At 55.3% G+C, this 19,429-nt stretch carries 16 protein-coding genes and 1 riboswitch; of the genes, 11 read left to right on the top strand and 5 right to left on the bottom strand.

Annotated features, from left to right (window positions below):
• Window positions 1-1,273: ATP-binding cassette domain-containing protein (locus HMPREF2980_RS07765; protein ID WP_070691258.1), on the bottom strand; the 1,273-nt coding region annotated here is incomplete at its 3' end.
• A gap of 348 nt (window positions 1,274-1,621) precedes the next feature.
• Window positions 1,622-1,738: riboswitch (SAM riboswitch) on the top strand.
• A gap of 117 nt (window positions 1,739-1,855) precedes the next feature.
• On the opposite strand from HMPREF2980_RS07765, the gene HMPREF2980_RS07770 reads away from it, so the two are divergent.
• From HMPREF2980_RS07770 to HMPREF2980_RS07780, 3 genes are all read left to right on the top strand, one after another.
• Complete coding sequence (locus tag HMPREF2980_RS07770; RefSeq protein WP_049358418.1) at window positions 1,856-2,761, top strand: methylenetetrahydrofolate reductase; 906 nt, start codon at window positions 1,856-1,858, stop codon at window positions 2,759-2,761.
• A gap of 148 nt (window positions 2,762-2,909) precedes the next feature.
• Window positions 2,910-5,237, top strand: coding sequence for a 5-methyltetrahydropteroyltriglutamate--homocysteine S-methyltransferase (metE, locus tag HMPREF2980_RS07775; protein WP_070691260.1), 2,328 nt, complete (start codon window positions 2,910-2,912; stop codon window positions 5,235-5,237).
• 341 nt (window positions 5,238-5,578) lie between these two features.
• Window positions 5,579-7,561 carry a M13 family metallopeptidase gene (locus tag HMPREF2980_RS07780; protein WP_070691262.1) on the top strand — a complete coding sequence of 661 codons (1,983 nt, stop codon included), beginning with the start codon at window positions 5,579-5,581 and terminating at the stop codon, window positions 7,559-7,561.
• A gap of 119 nt (window positions 7,562-7,680) precedes the next feature.
• Here HMPREF2980_RS07780 and HMPREF2980_RS07785 read toward each other — a convergent pair whose 3' ends face one another.
• From HMPREF2980_RS07785 to HMPREF2980_RS07795, 3 genes are all read right to left on the bottom strand, one after another.
• A complete protein-coding gene (locus HMPREF2980_RS07785) occupies window positions 7,681-8,418 on the bottom strand; it encodes a DUF6318 family protein (protein WP_070691265.1) in 738 nt (245 codons plus the stop codon).
• A 127-nt stretch (window positions 8,419-8,545) separates the two neighbouring features.
• Window positions 8,546-8,785: a hypothetical protein gene (locus tag HMPREF2980_RS07790; protein ID WP_044150870.1), complete on the bottom strand. Its 240-nt coding sequence runs from the start codon at window positions 8,783-8,785 to the stop codon at window positions 8,546-8,548.
• A 248-nt stretch (window positions 8,786-9,033) separates the two neighbouring features.
• The gene (locus HMPREF2980_RS07795; protein ID WP_070688797.1) at window positions 9,034-9,693 is read right to left on the bottom strand and encodes an ATP pyrophosphatase; all 660 of its coding nucleotides are present in this window, start codon (window positions 9,691-9,693) and stop codon (window positions 9,034-9,036) included.
• Window positions 9,694-9,962: 269 nt separating this feature from the next.
• On the opposite strand from HMPREF2980_RS07795, the gene HMPREF2980_RS07800 reads away from it, so the two are divergent.
• From HMPREF2980_RS07800 to HMPREF2980_RS07810, 3 genes are all read left to right on the top strand, one after another.
• A complete protein-coding gene (locus HMPREF2980_RS07800) occupies window positions 9,963-10,700 on the top strand; it encodes an ECF transporter S component (RefSeq protein WP_070691270.1) in 738 nt (245 codons plus the stop codon).
• Window positions 10,701-10,742: 42 nt separating this feature from the next.
• Window positions 10,743-11,120, top strand: a complete 378-nt coding sequence (locus HMPREF2980_RS07805; protein ID WP_060824058.1) for a hypothetical protein — start codon at window positions 10,743-10,745, stop codon at window positions 11,118-11,120.
• Window positions 11,121-11,207: 87 nt separating this feature from the next.
• Window positions 11,208-11,636 (top strand): hypothetical protein, encoded by a 429-nt coding sequence (locus HMPREF2980_RS07810; RefSeq protein WP_060824059.1) that lies wholly within the window; start codon window positions 11,208-11,210, stop codon window positions 11,634-11,636.
• 85 nt (window positions 11,637-11,721) lie between these two features.
• Here the strand turns inward: HMPREF2980_RS07810 and HMPREF2980_RS07815 are convergent, their stop codons facing one another.
• Window positions 11,722-12,384: a hypothetical protein gene (locus HMPREF2980_RS07815; RefSeq protein ID WP_070691273.1), complete on the bottom strand. Its 663-nt coding sequence runs from the start codon at window positions 12,382-12,384 to the stop codon at window positions 11,722-11,724.
• 364 nt (window positions 12,385-12,748) lie between these two features.
• Between HMPREF2980_RS07815 and HMPREF2980_RS07820 the strand changes: the two genes are divergently transcribed.
• The 5 genes from HMPREF2980_RS07820 to HMPREF2980_RS07840 all read left to right on the top strand — a co-directional run bounded on the left by HMPREF2980_RS07820 (window position 12,749) and on the right by HMPREF2980_RS07840 (window position 19,394).
• The gene (locus HMPREF2980_RS07820) at window positions 12,749-13,222 is read left to right on the top strand and encodes a hypothetical protein (protein ID WP_070691275.1); all 474 of its coding nucleotides are present in this window, start codon (window positions 12,749-12,751) and stop codon (window positions 13,220-13,222) included.
• On the top strand, window positions 13,158-13,688 hold the full coding sequence (locus HMPREF2980_RS07825) for a hypothetical protein (protein WP_070691278.1): 531 nt from the start codon (window positions 13,158-13,160) through the stop codon (window positions 13,686-13,688). Before HMPREF2980_RS07820 ends, HMPREF2980_RS07825 begins: the two co-directional genes overlap by 65 nt.
• 27 nt (window positions 13,689-13,715) lie before the next feature.
• Complete coding sequence (locus HMPREF2980_RS07830) at window positions 13,716-14,618, top strand: hypothetical protein (protein ID WP_070691280.1); 903 nt, start codon at window positions 13,716-13,718, stop codon at window positions 14,616-14,618.
• 325 nt (window positions 14,619-14,943) lie between these two features.
• On the top strand, window positions 14,944-17,967 hold the full coding sequence (locus HMPREF2980_RS07835; RefSeq protein WP_070691283.1) for a chitinase: 3,024 nt from the start codon (window positions 14,944-14,946) through the stop codon (window positions 17,965-17,967).
• Window positions 17,968-18,116: 149 nt separating this feature from the next.
• Window positions 18,117-19,394: a type 1 periplasmic-binding domain-containing protein gene (locus HMPREF2980_RS07840; RefSeq protein WP_246823706.1), complete on the top strand. Its 1,278-nt coding sequence runs from the start codon at window positions 18,117-18,119 to the stop codon at window positions 19,392-19,394.
• Window positions 19,395-19,429 lie beyond the last annotated feature (35 nt).

Below are 19,429 nucleotides of genomic sequence, written 5' to 3' on the forward strand. Positions count from 1 at the left end.
AGCGTCCGTAGTCTTGACTCACCAAACCAACATTTGCCAACATGTTGTATTTACTCTCAGAAGAAGCACCCTTATACGTTATGCTCCCCTGGGCAATTGGTGTAATTCCAAGAATTGCATTTATTAGCGTTGTTTTTCCCGCGCCCGAGGCACCAACTACTGCAATCATTTGATTATTCATCAGCTCAAGATTAATATCTTTAAGCGCAAAAGACGACGCGCCCTCATACTGAACGGATACATCTTTGCATATAATTTTTGAAATATTTTCACGGTTAGGGTTAGAAGTTTTTATCTCAGAAGCATGGTCGTAAGTATCAGAGTCGCATACCCTTCGGAATTGCTGAACAGATAATGCTCCATTAATAATCTGGCCGAATGAATATCCCACCTCTTGGGTCGCGTTAACACAGGCAATGATTCCAATCAGCGATCCGGCCACATACGATATATCGGCTCCTGAATCCACAAGGAAGTACAGGGACGCAAAAAGTAAGACAGAGCAGAGTAGCCCTGCAACTACGGAGATGATTCCTCTAACACTTTCAAGGCTCAATTCCCTACCGGCTGCCCGGCGTCGCCAGGACGCTACGCGTTGCGAGAAAAATCGGGAGGCTCTCATGAGGTGAAGTTCTTGGGCTCGACTCTGAGCCATCAGATTGTCTAGATAGTAGTTCTCTGCCCGATAATCCTCGTACATTAGGGTGTAGATAGCGTAATCACGTTTAGCGAGAATCACCATTGCAATGGCTAAGGGCAATGAACACAGTGCCGCAAAAATTGCTGCCACAATGCTGACGTTCGCGATATTAAGACAGAGAAGTAACACCATTGCGAAGGCACTCACCAATGTCATAACTGACATGGTGTGAACCTGCAATTCCTGTTTCGATATTGCCTCTCTAGCAGCACGTATATCTTCCTGCGATTTTGTGCTACCTATATCAGATAATGGAAATGTAGATAACCTGTTATTTAACATGCAGTGAACCCGATAATTCACCTTTGATTTGAGGATCAGCATGTTACTTATTACCCAACGTTGGGCAATAATATTAATTCCAACAACAAGGGCAAGCGCAACAATATAAATCCAGGCCGCGCCACCATTCGAACCGCTCAAGGCTGACACTGTATTACCAATCAGCAGAGACTGACTCAAGGGAATGCAGGCGATGACGGCTAGCGATAGGGCGACGCTCACCAGGGTTGTGGGACAGGTTTTCCATGCTAGGCGGAAGGACCAGAGTATAGAAGAAAATAGCTTTTTCATTCTCACCACGCTCACAAAGTCATACTGAACTCATCTTTGAGCCCTACAACTCCTCGATGAGCGGACATCGAAACACTACCCGTGCCTCATTAGTTACCCTACTCCTCACTGAAATATAAAACACACATATTCGCGCGTGTCCAAGAATATTAAGCAGATGTATCTGCGATAGTTCCGGACATCCATGGGTCAGCCGACAGCCCTACCCGCAACACCCCCCAGCCGCCCTTCGTCATAGTCAGTCATATTAAGTTCATATTTCGCCCCAATGTCATGTCCAGAAATATTAGGACATCAACCGCCGTATCCCTTGCATGCCCTCGGAAGCGGTGGGTAAAGTGAAAGCGTTATCTATCAAGAGCGACCGAGAGATCTGGCTCGTCGACGTCGCAGCAACCTCGCCAGTATCCCCCACCGTCACGGTGCAGGGTACGGACAAGGTGCTCCCGCCAGAACCGATAGAGAAGAATACCCTTCGGCACCCCTTGATGATGCGCACCCGTAAACCGGTGGCGCGCATCCTGCAGAAGAATTCGCGCACCCTCCCGGTGCGTATCTATCGGGTGAACACGAAGGATGGTTATGACGACAGTTCACCCGGCTCTTTCTTTTGAGCTGTTCCCTCCGCGCTCACACGCGAGCTGTGAGTCGCTGATTCGCACCATTGCGGAGCTTGAGGGTACCAACCCCGACTACGTTTCGGTCACCTACTCCGGTGACGCGAAGCGCCGTCAGAAGACGCTGGCGCTGCTCGACCACCTGGTGCATGAAACCTCCCTCACCCCGCTGGCTCACCTGATTTGTGCGGGCCACTCGGTGCACGAGCTGGAGCGTGCAGTCCGTCTGATTCTGGGTCTGGGCGTGCGCGGCTTCCTGGCGCTACGCGGTGACGTGCAGGAGGGTCAGGTTTCTGAACTTCCTTTCGCCCGCTACCTGGTGGAGCTGATTCGCCGTGTTGAGCGTGAAGATTTCGCCCACCTGGCGGCTGGCAAGGTGTCCATCGGTGTGGCGGCGTACCCGCAGAAGCACCCGGAGTCCGCATCCCTGCTGCAGGATATTGAGATTCTGCTGTCGAAGCAGCGCGCCGGCGCGGATTTCGCTATCACCCAGGTGTTCTTCGAGGATGAGCGCTACAGTGCCCTGGTCGATTCGGCTCGCCTGGCGGGTGTGGATATTCCGATTATTCCGGGCATCATGCCGGTGACCTCCCTGAAGCGCCTGCGGAACCTCTGCCAGATGGCGGGCATGTCGGTTCCGGCGGACCTCGCGTACGCCCTGGAGACGGCAACCAGCAGCGCAGAGCTGCACCGCATCGGCGTGGACTACGCGCTGAACCAGTGCCGCACCGTGATGGATGCGGGCGCACCGGGCTTGCACTTCTTCACCTTCAACGAGCATGCCGCGGTGCTGGACGTTCTGGACCAGCTGGACCTGCCCCGATACAGCAACCGTTTCTCCCAGCCCCTGAGCGAGCTGGAATTCGCCTAAACGCGACCTGCTCCACCCGGCGCGGATGCGCCACCCAAGTTTCCCCCAAAGTACCCCGGGAGCGTCCCGCGGATCTCGGCCCCATCGACGGGGCCGGCAGGGCCCGCTGATTCTCCCAGTTCTATCCCCAGTAAAGGAAAAAATTATTATGTCGAACACCGCATTCCCCGCCGCCACCATTGTTGGCTACCCCCGCGTGGGCCGCTTCCGCGAGCTGAAGAAGGCTCAGGAGGCTTTCTGGAAGGGCAAGGCAACCCTGCAGGAGCTGCAGGACACCGCCGCTGACGTGCAGCGCACCTACTTCGAGCGCGTGACCGCCGCCGGTCTGAAGGCTGATAACTACTCGATTCCGGCAACCTTCTCCTACTACGACCAGGTGCTTGACGTGGTTCGCCTGTTCACCCTGGTTCCCGAGCGTCTGGCTGAGGCTAAGGATGCACGCGGCCTGCTGGATCTGCCCGGCTACTTCGCACTGGCGCGCGGTACCGAGACCCTGCCTCCTCTGGAGATGACCAAGTGGTTCGACACCAACTACCACTACCTGGTACCCGAGATTGGTGCCGGTACCGAGATTAAGCTGAACCTTGAGGCTATTGACGAGCAGCTCGAGGTAGCAAAGCAGGCTGGCGTGAAGGTTCGCCCGCAGATTGTTGGCCCGCTGACCCTGCTGCTGGGCGCTAAGGCTGAGCAGGGTTCCGCTGAGGACTTCTCCCCCGTTGACCGTCTGGATGAGTTCGTTGCCGCGTACGCTCAGGTGCTGGAGCAGCTGGCTGAGCGCGGTGTTGAGTGGGTTCAGCTGGACGAGCCGGGCCTGACCGTGGACCGTGCCGACAACGCGAAGATTGCGCAGCTGGCTGAGCGCACCTACCGTGCCCTGGCTGCCGGCGAGAAGCGCCCGCAGATTCTGGTGACCAGCCCCTACGGTTCTCTGCGTGAGAACCTGCCGGCGCTGCTGGGTACCGGTATTGAGGCTCTGCATCTTGACCTGGTGCACGGCGTGTACTCGAAGACTGAGCTGGAGTCTGTTTCTGCCGCTGGTGTGCACCTGGTTGCCGGTGTTGTGAACGGCCGTAACGTGTGGCGTGCCGATGTTCGCGCCGCCCTGAAGACTCTGGAGGCGCTGCCCGGCGCATCCGAGGGTGCCGTGTCGGTGGCTTCTTCGACCTCCCTGCAGCACGTGCCGCACGACCTGGCTCTGGAGGACCCCGCCGAGGTTCCCGTGGACGGCCTGGCGTTCGCTGACCAGAAGGTCGCTGAGATTGCTCTGCTGGCTCGTGGCCTGGCTGAGGGTGAGGCTGCTGTTGAGCCGGAGCTGAAGGCTGCCGATGAGGCGCTGGCTCGCTTCGCCGCTGACCCGCGCAAGCACAACGACGAGATTCGTGCCCGCGCCGCAGCTGTGACTCCCGAGGACTTTGACCGCCCGACTATTGACGTTCGCCGCGAGGCTCAGGCTGACCTGAACCTGCCGAAGCTGCCGACCACCACCATTGGTTCTTTCCCGCAGACCGCTGAGATTCGCCGCCGCCGTGCGGAGGCTCGTGCGGGCAAGATTTCCGCTGAGGAGCTGAACGGCTTCCTGCGTGACGAGATTGCTTCGGTTATCGCGCTGCAGGAGGAGCTGGGCCTGGACGTGCTGGTTCACGGTGAGGCTGAGCGTAACGACATGGTTCAGTACTTCGCCGAGAACTTCGACGGTTTCGCAACCACCCGCCACGGCTGGGTTCAGTCCTACGGTTCGCGTTGCACCCGCCCCTCGATCCTGTTCGGTGACGTGAAGCGTCACGGTGAGGGCCTGCGCGGTGAGGCGTTCACCGTTCCGTGGAGCTCCCACGCACAGTCGCTGAGCGATAAGCCGGTCAAGGGCATGCTCACCGGCCCGGTGACGATTCTGGCGTGGTCCTTCGTGCGTGACGACCAGCCCCGCCGCGAGACCGCTAACCAGGTGGCTCTGGCTCTTGCCGACGAGATTGCCGACCTGGAGCAGGCGGGCATCCGCATCATTCAGGTGGACGAGCCGGCTCTGCGCGAGCTGCTGCCCCTGCGCCGCGACGAGCAGCCGCAGTACCTGGACTGGTCGGTGAATTCCTTCCGCCTGGCAACCAGCGCGGTGAAGGATTCCACTCAGATTCACACCCACCTGTGCTACTCGGAGTTCAACGAGATTATCGACTCGATTAACGCTCTGAACGCTGACGTGACCAGCATTGAGGCGGCTCGTTCGCACATGGAGCTGCTGGCTGATATTCCGGAGAGCTTCGTTTCCGGTCTGGGCCCGGGCGTGTGGGACATCCACTCCCCGCGTGTTCCTTCTCAGGATGAGATTGAGTCCCTGCTGAAGGCTGCGATTGGTTACGGCACCATTGCTGACCTGTGGGTGAACCCTGACTGTGGTCTGAAGACTCGTGATTACGAGGAGACCAAGCAGTCTCTGCGTCACCTGGTGGACGCCACCAAGGCGATTCGCGCATCCCTCTAGGAGGCGCCTATTGGTTCCGCTGCCTGCTGCGGGTTGACCGGATGATGGTTTGCTCGCGGTAACCTGCGGCAGGTGGCGGCTGTTCGGCTTCGTGCCGGTATGCGTACCGACTGTATGCCGAGCTTTTGGGGATAGATAACCGACCCGCCCGTACGGTTTTTCTTCTGCACCGTGCGGGCGGGTTTTCTGCATCCTGGAGGGGCTACCGCTTTCTCTGCCACCCGCGTAGCCCGCTGAGGAGCGGCAAAATGCCCCTGAGAAGCGTCTGTACCGGTGAGCCACCATCTGGTGCCGCGCCGGGCATCCTGTGGCTTGGGGGTGTAAGAACATAGAATGGAACCATGACTACTAACTCTGGAATTACTAAAGAATGGGTGGATGAAACCGTCAAGCCGGGCGACGATTTCTTCCGCCACGTCAACGGCAAGTGGCTGGCAACCCACGAAATCCCGGCGGACCGCCCCAAGGACGGCGGCCTGTACACCCTCCGCGATAACGCAGAGAAGCACGTGCGTGAGCTGGTGGAGAAGATCGCGAAGGAGCAGCCGGAGTCCCGTATTGGCGCACTGTACAACTCCTTCATGGATGTTGAGAAGATTGAGGCGGACGGCCTGGAGCCGCTACTGAAGGAAATCACCCCGATTCTGAACTCGGCAACCCCCTCCCACCTGGCTGTGACCTTGGCACTGCTGTCTCGTGCGGGTCTGCCGCAGCTGTTCGCCTGGTACACCAGCAACGACCCGAAGGACCCGAAGAATTACACGTTCTTCCTGTACCAGTCGGGTCTGGGCCTGCCGGATGAATCCTACTACCGTGAAGAGAAGCACGAGGCTGCATGCGCGGCGTATGTTGAGCATATTGCCCGCATGTTCCAGCTGACCGGTCTGGCTGAGGGCTTCGGTCTGACTCCGGAGCAGGCGGCTCAGCTAGTGTTCACTCACGAGTCTGAGCTGGCTCGCCTGCACTGGAACGTCGTGGAGAACCGTGACGCCGAGGCGACCTACAACCCCTACCAGGCGACCGAGCTGGACGAGAAGTTCCCCGGCTTCCCGTTCTCGCAGTGGCTGCTGGCGCTCGGCGCCGACCCGGAGACCCTGGGTCAGGTTATTGTGGCTCAGCCGTCCTTCTTTGAGGGTGCGGCAAAGCTGTTCACCTCCATCCCGCTGATGAGCTGGAAGCTGTGGGCTGTGTGGACTGTTCTGCGTTCGCGTGCGCCGTTCATGTACGACGAGCTGGTTCAGGAGAGCTTCAACTTCTACGGCAAGACCCTTTCCGGCACTCAGCAGATTCGTGAGCGCTGGAAGCGCGGCGTGGGCGCTGTCGAGAAGGCTCTGGGTGAGGAGATTGGCCAGGAGTACGTGGCTGTGCACTTCCCGCCTTCGCACAAGGAGAAGATGCTGGTTCTGGTCGGCAACCTCCTGGAGGCGTACCGCGAGTCTATTGAGTCGCTGGACTGGATGACTGAGGCAACCCGTCAGAAGGCGCTGGAGAAGCTGTCGAAGTTCGTCACCAAGATCGGTTACCCCGATAAGTGGCGTGATTTCTCCGCACTGGAGCTCGTTCCTGGTGACCTGTTCGAGAACCTGCGCCGTACCGGTGCGTTTGATGCTGACTGGCTGATTGCCCGTAAGGGTCAGCCGGTGGATAAGTCGGAGTGGCTGATGACTCCGCAGACCGTGAACGCGTACTACATGCCGCCGGCGAATGAGATTGTGTTCCCGGCAGCGATTCTGCAGCCGCCGTACTTCAATCCGGATGCTGACGATGCGGCGAACTACGGCAATATCGGCATGATTATTGGCCACGAGATTGGTCACGGTTTTGACGATCAGGGTTCCCGCTATGACGGTGACGGCAAGCTGGAGAGCTGGTGGACTGAGGAGGATTACGCGAAGTTCAAGGAGCGTACCGCAGCACTGGTGGAGCAGTACAACGCGTACGTTCCGGTGGGTCTGGACCCGAAGTTCCATGTAAACGGTGAGCTGACTCTGGGCGAGAACATTGGCGACCTGGCTGGCATGTCGATTGCGTTGAAGGCGTACCGTCTGGCTTTGAAGAAGCAGGGCATTGAGTCGCTGGATGACGCACCGGTGATTGACGGTATGACCGGTATTCAGCGTTTCTTCTTCTCGAATGCTCGCGGCTGGTGCACGAAGTCCCGCCCGCAGCATGCTGAGGTGATGATTTCGGTGGATCCGCATTCGCCGGATGAGTTCCGTGTAAACGGCGTGGTGCGCAATATTGATGAGTTCTATGAGGCGTTTGATGTCTCTGAGGGCGATGCACTGTATCTGGCTCCCGAAGAGCGCGTGCGCATCTGGTAGCATCCCGATAAGGGTATATGCTTTATTGCACATATAAGAAAGGTGCCCGTCTCGTGGGTTTATTCCACGGGGCGGGCGCCTTTTAGGTGTAGAAGCTACGCGCTTCTAGACTGAAGCTTTTAGGAAGCGGAAGACGAGGACGAAGAAGAAGCACGCATACCGGTCAGCTTCCATGCGCCGTTCTCGTACACGCCGTGCAGGGTGCGCTCGACCTCGTCCTTACGATCCGATTCAGAGGGAGCTTCCTGCACACGGTCCTTGCTTGCAATGAACTCGCCGGGATCCATGGTCATGCGAATATCCCAGTTGTAGGTGTCACCCTCACGTTCGGGCTGCGCGGAAAGCATAGTGATGACAACGGATGCATCGTGCATCCAGGCTTCACCCTTGACCAGCTTCTCACCAAGGGTGCCCCTTTCCGGCTCAATCATACTCTTCAGCTCAGACTTGTCGAGTGCGCATTCACGCAGGGGCTCGGTCTTACCGGTACGCATGTAGTATTCCATGGCTGCGCCGAAGAACGCGATGGACTGGTACAGACCTTCCACGCTGTTCTCGTTGGCGACGGCGGGCTTGGTCGGCACGGGGGCGTTCTTGGACGGCTCGGTGCGGGTTGCGGGCTGGTAGTCGGAAGGCTTGGAGGTGTAGCCCTCCAGGACTGCAACACCGGAGTAGTCGCTACGAACACTCTTGGATGCCGACGCGGAAGCAGATGCGCTACCGGATGCATTGCTGGATGCACTCTCGGATGCAGAGCCGCTGGATGCCTGAGACTGCGAACCGCATGCAGCCAGGAGGGTTGCGCCACCGGCAGCGACAAACAGGCCGAGGGCGGATCGGCGGGTTACGTTCTTCATTTTTCTCTCTATCTGTGGTGTGTTTTCCGCACCGTGGTGCGGGTGATGCCTGCGGCATCTAACGGGAAGACGGCACTACGTGAGTGTAGTGCCGTCTTCCAGTATATGTTTATTGGGCTTGGTATTTTTAGCCGCCGTAATAGTAGTAGTTGCTGTAGGAGCTACCGTAGTAGTCACTGATGACGATGCGGCCGCGGCGGCCGTAACGGTGCGAGTAGTAGCCGTTGTAGGGGGTGCGGCGCACGGTGGGGCGGTAGGTGGTTGCCTGCGCGGGGGTGAGCAGTGCGCCGAGGGCGGTTGCTGCGCCTGCGCCTGCTGCGGCGAGTGCTGCGCGGCGGGTGAGGCGTGAGGGCTTCTTGGTGGCCATGATGTGCCTTTCGGGGTCGGTGTTTCTGTGAAGTGACATGGTGCGTGCACGGCGTGCGGCTGTGCATTGACCATTTCTTATTGTAAGCCTCAACGTTAATGTTTTTGCGTGCGGAGTGCACCTTCTAGTTGAGGGTTAGACCATGCGGGCTAGTCAACGTTTTTCCGGCGGGAAAATTGCGGAAATATTGGTTGAGAAACACGCCGGGCACGCACTAAATACGGGCTGAAAACAGCCTAAATTGCGGGCTACATGTCTACTTCGGCGAGGCCGGAAATCTTGCCGTAGCGGAAGTACCGGAGGGTAGATCGGCGGTTCGCCCAGGCATTAATCTGGGCGACGTCGTCGGAGTTGCCAATGTCTGGCCAGCGGTCGTTTTCAATCCTGAATCGGGTCATTGCGAGGAGAGGGTAGCTGCCGAAGACGGGGCAGAATTCTGCGACTAGTTTGCCGGATTTTGTGTAGAAGTGGAGGGAGTCTGCGTGTTCACGGTCGGTGTTGTTGTCGTATGAGACCGTGTCAATCGCGTTGAGCGGGAAGAACACCGTATCGTTGCACGGCTCTCCCCTTTCGATTCCTTCGGGCGAGATTTTAGTGTAGGTACCGGCGGCGTTCCAGAAGAAGAACATGAAAAAGCCGATCATGCCGAGGCCAATAAAGTCGAATGCGAAGTGGAATCCTACGTCTTCCCCTAGGTGAATGACGGAAGCTCCTACCGCAAACAGAAGAATTACTAGGGCGTATAGAACGATTTCGAAGCGGTTTGTTCGGATGACGTATACGGCTTCGGCGCGTAGTTTCTTTTCGCGGCGTCGGTTGAGTTCGTACGTGACGACGATGCGGAGAACCTTGTAAATCAGTATGGAGTCGAGTGCGCCCCATATGAAAATCATGATGGTGTTGACCATGGTCGCTCACCAGCCTTTCTATCTATCGGTGACCAGCAGCCTTCCGGCAACGATGCGGAGGGTGCGGGTTCGTTCTCAGAGTAGCTAACGAAATCGGGTGGGTAAGCAGGAATTCGCGTTATCCGCGGAGTGGTTGCCCAGTTTTCACCGGAGCATCGCGTCGAGTTAACCTTCTGGTCAGATACGGTGCGATAGGCTAAGGATGTGCCCGCCACCTCGCCGTAGCGAGCACGATTCACCAACCGCCACCGCACAAGGATGTACACACCATGAGCGCAACAGAAGACGGAGCCCTCGCAGGACTTATCGTCGCCCTAGTACCGGGTATCCGTATTAAGCTCGGCAAACCCACCCTGAATAAGAGACAGAAAAGACCCCTTTTTGGATTTCTCTTCTCTTGGAGCGCCACGATCCTTGGGTTCGTCATCTGGCCTATTATTTGGCTGAGCCTGGGATACCCACGTCCTTCCGGCGACCGAGAGATTGTCAATCAATGGGTTCTACTTTTTGTAGGTGTCTTTGGGCTTGGGTTACTGGGCGCTCTCCCACTGAACCACTGCTACGCCTTCTACCTCGAACTGCGTGAGGATCACGTGCGGTGGCGTAATTGGCGGTGGAAGGAACGCACTTTCACCTACCCCTCGATTACGTTCGCCCACGTGGAGAACAACGGCAAGAACGGGTTCTTACGTATCGGCAGCACCGAGATGGGCAAGCGTACTTGCAGCTTCGACCCATATCAGTTTGATGCGACGATTCTCATGGCGCAGGTGCTGTACCGTGATGATCACGGGCGTTGGGCTGAGGAGGACGGCCTGGACGTGATGAGCGTGGTCGGGATGTATGGTTCTTCGCGCGATATTTATGCCCAGTTTTATGACTTGTGTGAGACGAAGTATGTGGTGGGTGTGACGAAGAGTGAGCGTCAGCGTCGCCGCCGTAGGGCTGCGCGTAATGAGGCGCGTAGGTTGGAACGTCAGCAGGCGCGTGAGGCAAAGAAAGCCTAGAAATCCAGCAAGGAAAGCTAACTATCTAGAAGGGGTAAACCGATGGAAATTAATTACAAACGCCGCCAAAGAGTGGCACTCATTATTTCATTCATAATTCTTTGGTACATGTTCTTCGTTTTCCCTAAATACTCACGTGATGACAGTGACGGAATCACCGCCACCTGCACCGTAACTAAGGCATATACAAAAGAGATTGGCGGAACAGTAAGCGGCATGAATGATACTAGGCCCAAAGGTGTTTTTGAGACAGAAGAATGCGGCACTCTCACGATGATTGTGCCGCCGGAAGGTCGAAAGATTCCCGAGTACGTTGAGACCGTCAAGCCTGGCAAAAAATACCTGTTCCACGTCGCAAACTCATCTCTTAAAAAGGAACGAGATTTTGATACAACCCGCTTTGAAGAGATTAAGGAATAGTAATTCCAAGGGGCGGATTATACATAGATTTATCCAACCCCACAATCTATACCCCGACCCAAATACCTCTAAAGAGAGTTTTCCAATATGTTTATTATAGATTGCATAAAAGATTTCATAAAAGGCTTCTCCGAAGGATTCTTCGGTGAAAGGCGTCCAAGCAATATCATAATAATGACAAGTATCGTAGCAATTCTCATTTATATCCTCGTACGCTTTCCATATGAATTGCGTGACGACAGTGATGGCATCACTGCTACTTGCACCGTAACGAAGGCATACACCAGGCCTCGAGGCGGCACGATAGGCGAGCTGAATGATAATGCCCCGGTGGGCGTCTTCGAAACAGAAGAGTGCGGCACTTTGTCAATGTACGAGGCTCCAGAAGGCTGGAAAATCCCCGCATACGTTAAAACTGCTCAGCCGGGTAAAAAATACCTATTCCACGTATTAAATTCATCCACAAAAAAGGAACGAGATTTTAGTACAACCCGCTTTGAAGAAATCAAAGAATAACCAGCTCATGAGCTAAAAATAAAGCCCTGGGTGGTGCGAGTTGAAAACTCGCACCACCCAGGGCTTTCTATACGGCATTCGTAGTCTATTTCTCCTTAGCCGACTTCTTACTATCTGCCAGACCAGAGGCCTCCTGCAGCCTCAAGTAGTAATAAACAATGGACTCACGGTTAGTCCACTCATCCACCAGGGCACGATCTGAGGGGTTGTGCATGTCCGGCCAGCGTTTCTTCTCAATCCTGAAACGAGTAATAGCCGGTAGGCGATAGTTACCGTAGATGGGCTGGAGCGCCACAATCTCATCACCGGATTTTGTGTAGAAATGAAGGGACGCTGCACGCTCACGATCCGAATTGTCCTTGCACACCACTCTGTCGATTGCAGTAAATGGGTAGAAGGGGTCGCCTACCTGTTCCACACCATCCAAGGAGACCGTAACGTACCAGTAGCGGATGCCAGGAAGACCCCTCGTGAAGAAGGGCGAGATGATGAAAGCTGCGATGTCGAACCAGTGAAAGCCCAGGTCCATCCCTATATGCATGATGAACATAGGGACCGGGAACATGAGAGCTGCCACTGACCAGAAGGCGACTTCAAAACGGTTCAGGCGAACGACGTAGATACCTTCAGCGAGTAGTTTCTTGTCTTTGTGCCGGTTTATCTCGTAGGTGATGACAGCTCGGAGTACTTTGTATCCGACAACGGCTACGTATATGCCCCAGAAAATAAGCATGATGGTGTTGACCATGATGGCTTACCAGCCTTTCTATCTATCGGTGATTTGCTGTTTTCCGGTAGCGGTGCGGAAGTCAGCGGGTTTGTTCTCAGGGTAGCCGAGGAAATTGGGTGGTCACGCACGGATCCCACCCCTCTGATGAATGGTTGCTCAGTCTTCACCCGAGCCTTGCACCCAGTTAACCTTCTGGTCAGATACCGTGCGATAGGCTAAGGATGTGCCCGCCACCTCGCCGTAGCGAGCACGATTCACCAACCACTACCACACAAGGACGTACATATCATGAGCACAACCGAAGTAAGCAGCGAAACGCAAAAAGGCAACGAAAGCCTAGAAACCTAGCAAGGAAAGCTAACTATCTACAAGAGGCAAACCGATGGAAATTAATTACAAGCGCCGCCAGAGAATAGCGCTCATTATTTCATTCATCATTCTTTGGTACGTGTTCTTTGTTGTCCCTAAAGACTTACGTGATGATAGTGACGGTATCACCGCTACCTGCACCGTAACTAAGGCATATACGAAAGAGCGCGGCGGCACAGTAAGCGGTATGAACGATATTAGACCCAAAGGTATTTTTGAGACAGAAGAATGCGGTACTCTCACGATGTACGTACCTCCGGAAGGTCGCAAGATTCCCGAGTACGTTGAGACCGCCGAGCCTGGTAAAAAATACCTATTCCATGTCGCAAACTCATCTCTTAAAAAGAACGAGATTTTGATACGACCCGCTTTGAAGACATCACAGAATAACAGCCTGCAGCCCAGAAAGAAGATGAAGAGCAGTGAAAAAGAACTCCCCGAGGAAAAAGAACGTTTCAAAGAAAAGGAACACCTCGAAGAAAAATAGTTACCCAGAGGCGAATTACATTACCGAAACTGGGACTATAAAGAAGATCAACAAAAAGAGATACACCAAGAAAAAGAAGAATAAAGTCGACTTCAAAGAGTATCTTCGCAAAAAGGCAAAAGCTGCGTGGGATGCACGCGACGTCATCATATTCGTGGCAGTCATGCTAGGGTTCCTTGCGTCCTTACATTTTATGACCAGCTACAACCCGGGCAACGAATCCGCTATCTGCACTGTCACCTCCGTCGAAATCGTTGAACATGAGGACCCCTACTGGACCTCCGGCGAATTCGAAACAGAGGAGTGCGGAATCATCAAATCAAGCAAATCCCCTGATGGTATCCCCATCCGCAAATACCTCCAGAACTTTGAGACGGGCAAGAAGTATAGGGCGTACAAGTCCTTCGATACCCGAAACGATGAATTCGACTTCAGCGTCCTCCGCTTTGAAGAGATCAAAGAGTAACCCCACCCCAGCAGAAAGGATCCCACCGTGAGCTTTATCGGCGAATTTATCATCGACTTCATTGGAGAGGCCATCGCGTCCTCACCCACACTGCAGCGAGTACTCCTGTGGATTCTTTTCTCCATATCTATTCTTCTCATGCTTGTCCCCGTCATGACGGGCGAGTACGCGTGGAGCATCCTATCCATCTCCACAATGCTGTTTTCCGTCGTGATGATTGACGGCACGCGTGAGCACAGTGTGCAGGATGCAAAGAACGGCGGCGCGTACCATTACTTTCTGCTGACGGTGGGCACGTTCTGCGTTGCCGCGATTGTTCTGCTTGCTGCTCTCTCCCTGGTGGGTGTCCCGCCGGTTGCTTTCACCCCGCAGGTGGACGGTATCAATTTCGCGCCCTGGTATGTGGTGGTGTCCGCGCTGGTTCTGCTGCTGTTCTTCTACAATGCCGCGCAGCCGAGCGAGGAGATCCCTAACCTGCACCGTATGGAGCGCATCAACCGGTATGTGCGCACCGTGGTGCTGGGTGTGAGCGCCCTGATGGTGCTCCTCTGCCTGGTTATTCCGGTGGTTTCATTCGCTGCTGCCGGTTATGAGCCTGTGGGTGTTTCGGTGGTGCTGTGCCTGGTGCCGGTTTTCCTGATTTTTGTGCGCCGCGCCCTGTTCAAGCTGTGGGCGGCGACCTTTGAGGAGGGCACTGCCGGGTATGGCGTGTTGCGTGGCTTCTGCGTAGCCCTGGTGGGTTTGGGTGGATGTTTGGCGGCGGTCCGTCTTGCTGCTGATGTTGTGCAGTCCGGTAGCGGATTGTCGCTGGTGTACGTGGTGCCGGTGATCGCCTCGTACCTGCTGGCGAAGAGGTACCTGACCGTGGGTGTTGCTATCCCCGAGAAGGAAGACGAGGAGGACCCGGAGGCTGAACCGGCAGCAAGCTAAACTGTGGAGCGCCGCGGGCTGAGAGATGACCTCAGCCGCGGGGTTTTTCTATGTCAAACAGAGTTCGGTAAGTGCACTAGGTTGAAACGAAATGAAAAATACCTTTAACTATCACCTCAAGGTTGAATTGAATATCCTGATGAGGCACCGACTAGGAGGAAAAAATATCAACCTTCCCATATTGGACTGATAAAGTGGTACGGGGCTTTTTCTCTTTCCGGCTTTGCCCCTGACCCTATCCACTCAGGTGGGCACTATACAGTGGCGTTTCAGACTTGTCGCTGTTGTGTGTCTGCACGGTATATAACTCAACGAAAAGATCATCATGACCAACCACACCACAGCGCGTCAGCGTCTACTCCGCTTCCCTTTGATTTTGGGTGTCACGACGGCACTTATTTTCTCTTCCTGCTCCACGGGCACGAACAATAACAGCACCCCTTCCGATAAGGGTACTGTTACTTCTCAGAGTCCCCGCCAGGTAGAGAACGCTACTAATGTTCTGCAGAACGTGAATATTCAGATGGGTCGTGACGGCGAGGTTTCGTCGATTGAGTCGACCAACATTTACGTCAATGACAAGGATCGTACGAGCTCCTCGAGCAATGTGCAGTTCAAGCCGAAGGACGTCGTTAATGACCTTCCTGTGCGTGTGAGCCTGCAGTATTCTACTGAGCGCGGTAGCGGCACTAACCTGAATGATTTGAACGGCTACAGCGGCGAAATCACGATTAAGGTTACGGTCGAGAACCTGACGGTGAAGACCGAGGACGTCACCTATGATGCATCCGGTACTAGCCGTACTAGCCCCGCACCGGTTGGTACTCCGTTCTCTATTGCTGCTTCTACTGTTCTCTCGGGTTCTCCTACTCAGGTTATTACGACCCCTGATGCTGCTGATTCGTCGACGAATGGTGTGGTGAGCACCAATGATGAAGGTAAGGCTGTTGTTCAGTGGGGCGCTATTTCGGCACCTCCGGTGACTGGTAGTTCCTCTTCTTTTGTGTTGAAGGTCAAGGCGAAGGATTTTAGTGCGCCTACCTTCAACATTTCGGTGCAGCCTGGTTTTGCTTCTGATTTGTCTGGTGCAGGAATCATTACTAACGGTTTCACCTCTCAGGACGCGTCTCAGGTGGCGCTTCTGCAGCGCACTATTGATACGGTCAACGAGGTTAATACGACGCTGACTAGCGCTAGTTCGCAGGTTGCTCAGGTGCGTCAGAGCCTGGATGATACGTCTGCGACCTTGGGTAAGGACACTGCCGAGCATCTGAAGACTCAGAATGAATCGTTGACGAAGACTATGCAGGGTCTGCAGGCGAATATTGAGAGCCTGCAGAAGGATCTTTCTGAGGCTTCGCGTACTAATAATTCTCAGCTGATTTCTCAGTTGGAGCGTACTGTTGCTGCTCTTCACTCGATGCTGGGTGATACGACGGCTCGCCCCAATGTGTCTGTTTCGCATAGCGGCGGTCGTTGTGTTGTGCATCGTGAGGAGGGTGCGAGTAGCCGTAGCGTGTACGGTAATTTGGTTCAGCTGTCTGCTGTTCTGAATGCGTATGCGGAGGCAAGTTCGGACTGCCAGCAGGATCTTACGGCTTCGATTCGTGAGATTGTCGGCCCGGAACACCCGACCGCTGAGACTTGTTCTTCTAACGGTTCGGTGACCTGCGCCCTGTTCGGTGCGTCGGTGACGGTGCAGAGCTCTCTGATTGCACTGGTTGCTACTGGTGAGAAGATTGTGGATCACCTGCAGCCGGAGTATTTGAAGGGTGCGAACAACAACTATTCGGCATTGAAGCGTCAGATGGATGAGCTTGTTGAGCAGGTGGAGAAGGACCCGTCTTCTCTTGATGCTGATGCTGTGCGTTCTTTGAGTGAGAAGGTTAGTGCGGCTCGTCAGAGTGTGAATCAGATGAAGGAAACGTCGAGTCGTCTGATTGAGAGCATCAAGAACGTTCATTCTCGTGCGGCTTCTGCTCGTGCGGAGCTGGTGGACGGTTCTGGTTCTATGAGCGCTCAGAATAAGGAACTGGCGGAGCAGCTTTGTGCTCTGTCTACTGAGCGTGGCGGTTCTCTGTCTGCTGAGCAGGTGGAGCATCTGCGTGGATACCTGACGGCTTCTTCTTGTGGTGGCGCGGCTTCGCCGTCTGCTTCCCCGTCTTCTGAGGCGCCGTCTGAGGCTCCTAGCCCTGCGCCGTCTGAGTCTGCTTCTGCAACTCCTTCCGCAGAGCCGTCGAAGAAGATTGAGGTACCTTCCGCCGCTCCGTCCTCTGAGGCACCTTCCGCCGAGCCTACTGCTACGGAAGGTAATACTCGCGTCATTACGGTGGAGAACGCGAACGAGCGTACCTACACGTCGAATACCCCTGCCGCACGTACTCCGATGGAGCAGCGTATTGCTGCCGCGGTAGCTGCGTGGGATGAGGTTCTTGCCGCTACTTCGATGGATGACCCCAAGGAGGGTCTGGCTCGCGACGCCAAGGACCTTAACGATGCTGTGAACGCGGTAGATGGTGCCCTGGGCGAGGTTGAGAAGACCCTGAACGATGCCGCAAACGCGCAGAACCAGGACGCGGAAAAGAAGGAAGAGCCTACTGAGGAGGCTAAGGTTTCTCTGCGTGATCGTATCCATTCAGCTTCGGATGCTGTCAACGCTTTGGGTAAGAACCTGGAGGATATGACGAACATGCAGGCTGACCTCTCCACCGCTATTAAGGAAGCGTTCAAGGAGTCTGCCGATGAGACTCGTGAGAGCCTGACGAGCATGATTAGCGAGGAGATTCGTAAGGTTTCGAGCGATGGTTCTTCTAGCGCTTCGGCTGCTAAGGAGGCGTTCTCTGCTTCGGTTGCTGGCATTACTGATACCGCGAATACTGTGGTTCAGGTGGCTGGTGAGTCTATCGAGGTTCAGCACAAGGATATGAATGATCGTATTGAGGGCCTGCGTCAGTCTCTGGATTCGGTGACTGAGCGTTCTCTGGTTGCTCTGAGCACCCGCGCTGAGAACGCTACCCGAGATTTGGCTGGTGCATCCGTTCAGCTGAATAACGACCTGTCGAAGCTCATGCTCGATTTGGGCGATAGCAACGCTGAGGGTGCTGGTCTCTTGGGCGCGCTCAAGAGCAATAGCGCGAAGGCTGGTGCGGCTGATTACCAGCTTGCTTTGGCGATGCAGAATGCTCAGGGTTACACGAACCTCCGTTCTGAGGACATCGCTGCTCTGCAGAAGCGTCAGGCGCAGTTCAAGGCATCCCTGCAGCGTCTGCGTTCGCTGCCGACCTTCCACCTGTCGAATGCTGGCAGTGCAGAGGTGAAGACGGTGTACACCTTCCAGATTGGTGATTAGCCGTGGGGTTTTCCCCTCATTTGGGCTCTGATTCAGGTCCTCACCGCCGCGAGGGCAGGCGGCTCACTCAGCGCACCGTGGTGTGGTGTGTCAGTCTGTGTGTGCTGTTTAGCCTTGCGGTGGTGGGGATCTGGTATGGCGTGCGCGCTGTGACTCCTCAGCCTTTGCCGCTTGGTACGGGTACGAACCCTGCCTCTGCGGTGACGGTTCAGCAGGCTATTTCTCTTCCTGCCTCTGGTCGTGAGCCTGTTATTGGTGTTGTTGCTACTTTTGGTGATGATGCTGAGGGGTCTGCGTGGCGTCTGAATGCTCAGGGTGCTCGTGTTGCGCAGTACCGTCTGGCTTTGGGTAATTCTTCTGTGAAGGTTCTTTATGCGAACGATAAGGGAACGGAGCAGGGTGCCCGTGAGGCGGTAGAGAAGCTCTCTTCTGAGGGCGCTTTGGGTATTGTGCTTGCTTCTCGGGGTGAGCATCTTCGGGGTGCTACGGCTGCCGCTAAGGAACGCAATGTTGCGGTGATTGAGGCATATGACCGGGTAGATGCTGGCGATGGGGTGTGGAGTTTTGCTCTGGACCCTGAGCGGGAGAAGCAGGTCTATACGACTGCTATTCGTTCGCTTGCCGGTGCATCCAGCACGGGTTCTTCGCAGCAGCTTGATGGTGTGCGCACCATCCTGTTGGATGCGGGTGAGGGCTCTGCGCCGGACCTTCCCTATACGAATCGCGTTCAGGTTTCTGCTGATGAAGACAGCATAAAAGACACTCTCAAGGAGCTGACGCGCCTTCTGGGCGATAAGTCTTCGGGCTCTTCTCCTGTTCTGGTTTTGACGGGTTCAGCGTCGACTCAGGCGAAGGTGCTTCGTTCTCTTCAGAGGGCGGGTATTACTTCTCCGGTGATTGCGGGTGAGGAAGCTTTGACGGAGCCTTTTATACGTCTTCTTCTGGAGAACGGTGGTTCCTTGACTGACAATATTCGCATTGTGGGGCGTGTGCAGGCACGTGCTGCGGCGTTGAGTGCTGATGATGCCGGTCGCGCTTCTTCGGCGTTTGTCTCAACGGTTGAGCGTATGAAGAATGATTCTTCGCTTAAGGATTTGTCAGGCGAACAGTCGTTCTCGAAATCGGCAGCGTGGGCGGATGCTCCCTCCCATAACGCGCTCTTGGCTTTTGCGTATGCCACGAGCCAGGTTCGTGAATACACTCCCGAGGCGGTTCGACGGGTTCTAGGAACTCTCCGGCTGGACGCTAAAGATTCCACGGTCGCGTATCCGTTGGATTTTTCGTCTTCCTACGCCGCGGGCGGTCAGGTGGGGCTTCTTTACCCCACGGCGGAAGCTTCGATGATTCAGGGTGGGTCTTCCTCAACGGATGCGGTGAATCCGCCCGTGTGGATGCTTCGCACGTTCACCTCAGAATCTCGCGACTAGCCTTTCCGCACGAAGCCTACTGTACAGAGCCAGCC

The organism is Rothia sp. HMSC076D04, assembly GCF_001814645.1.
Taxonomy (GTDB): Bacteria; Actinomycetota; Actinomycetes; order Actinomycetales; family Micrococcaceae; genus Rothia; species Rothia mucilaginosa.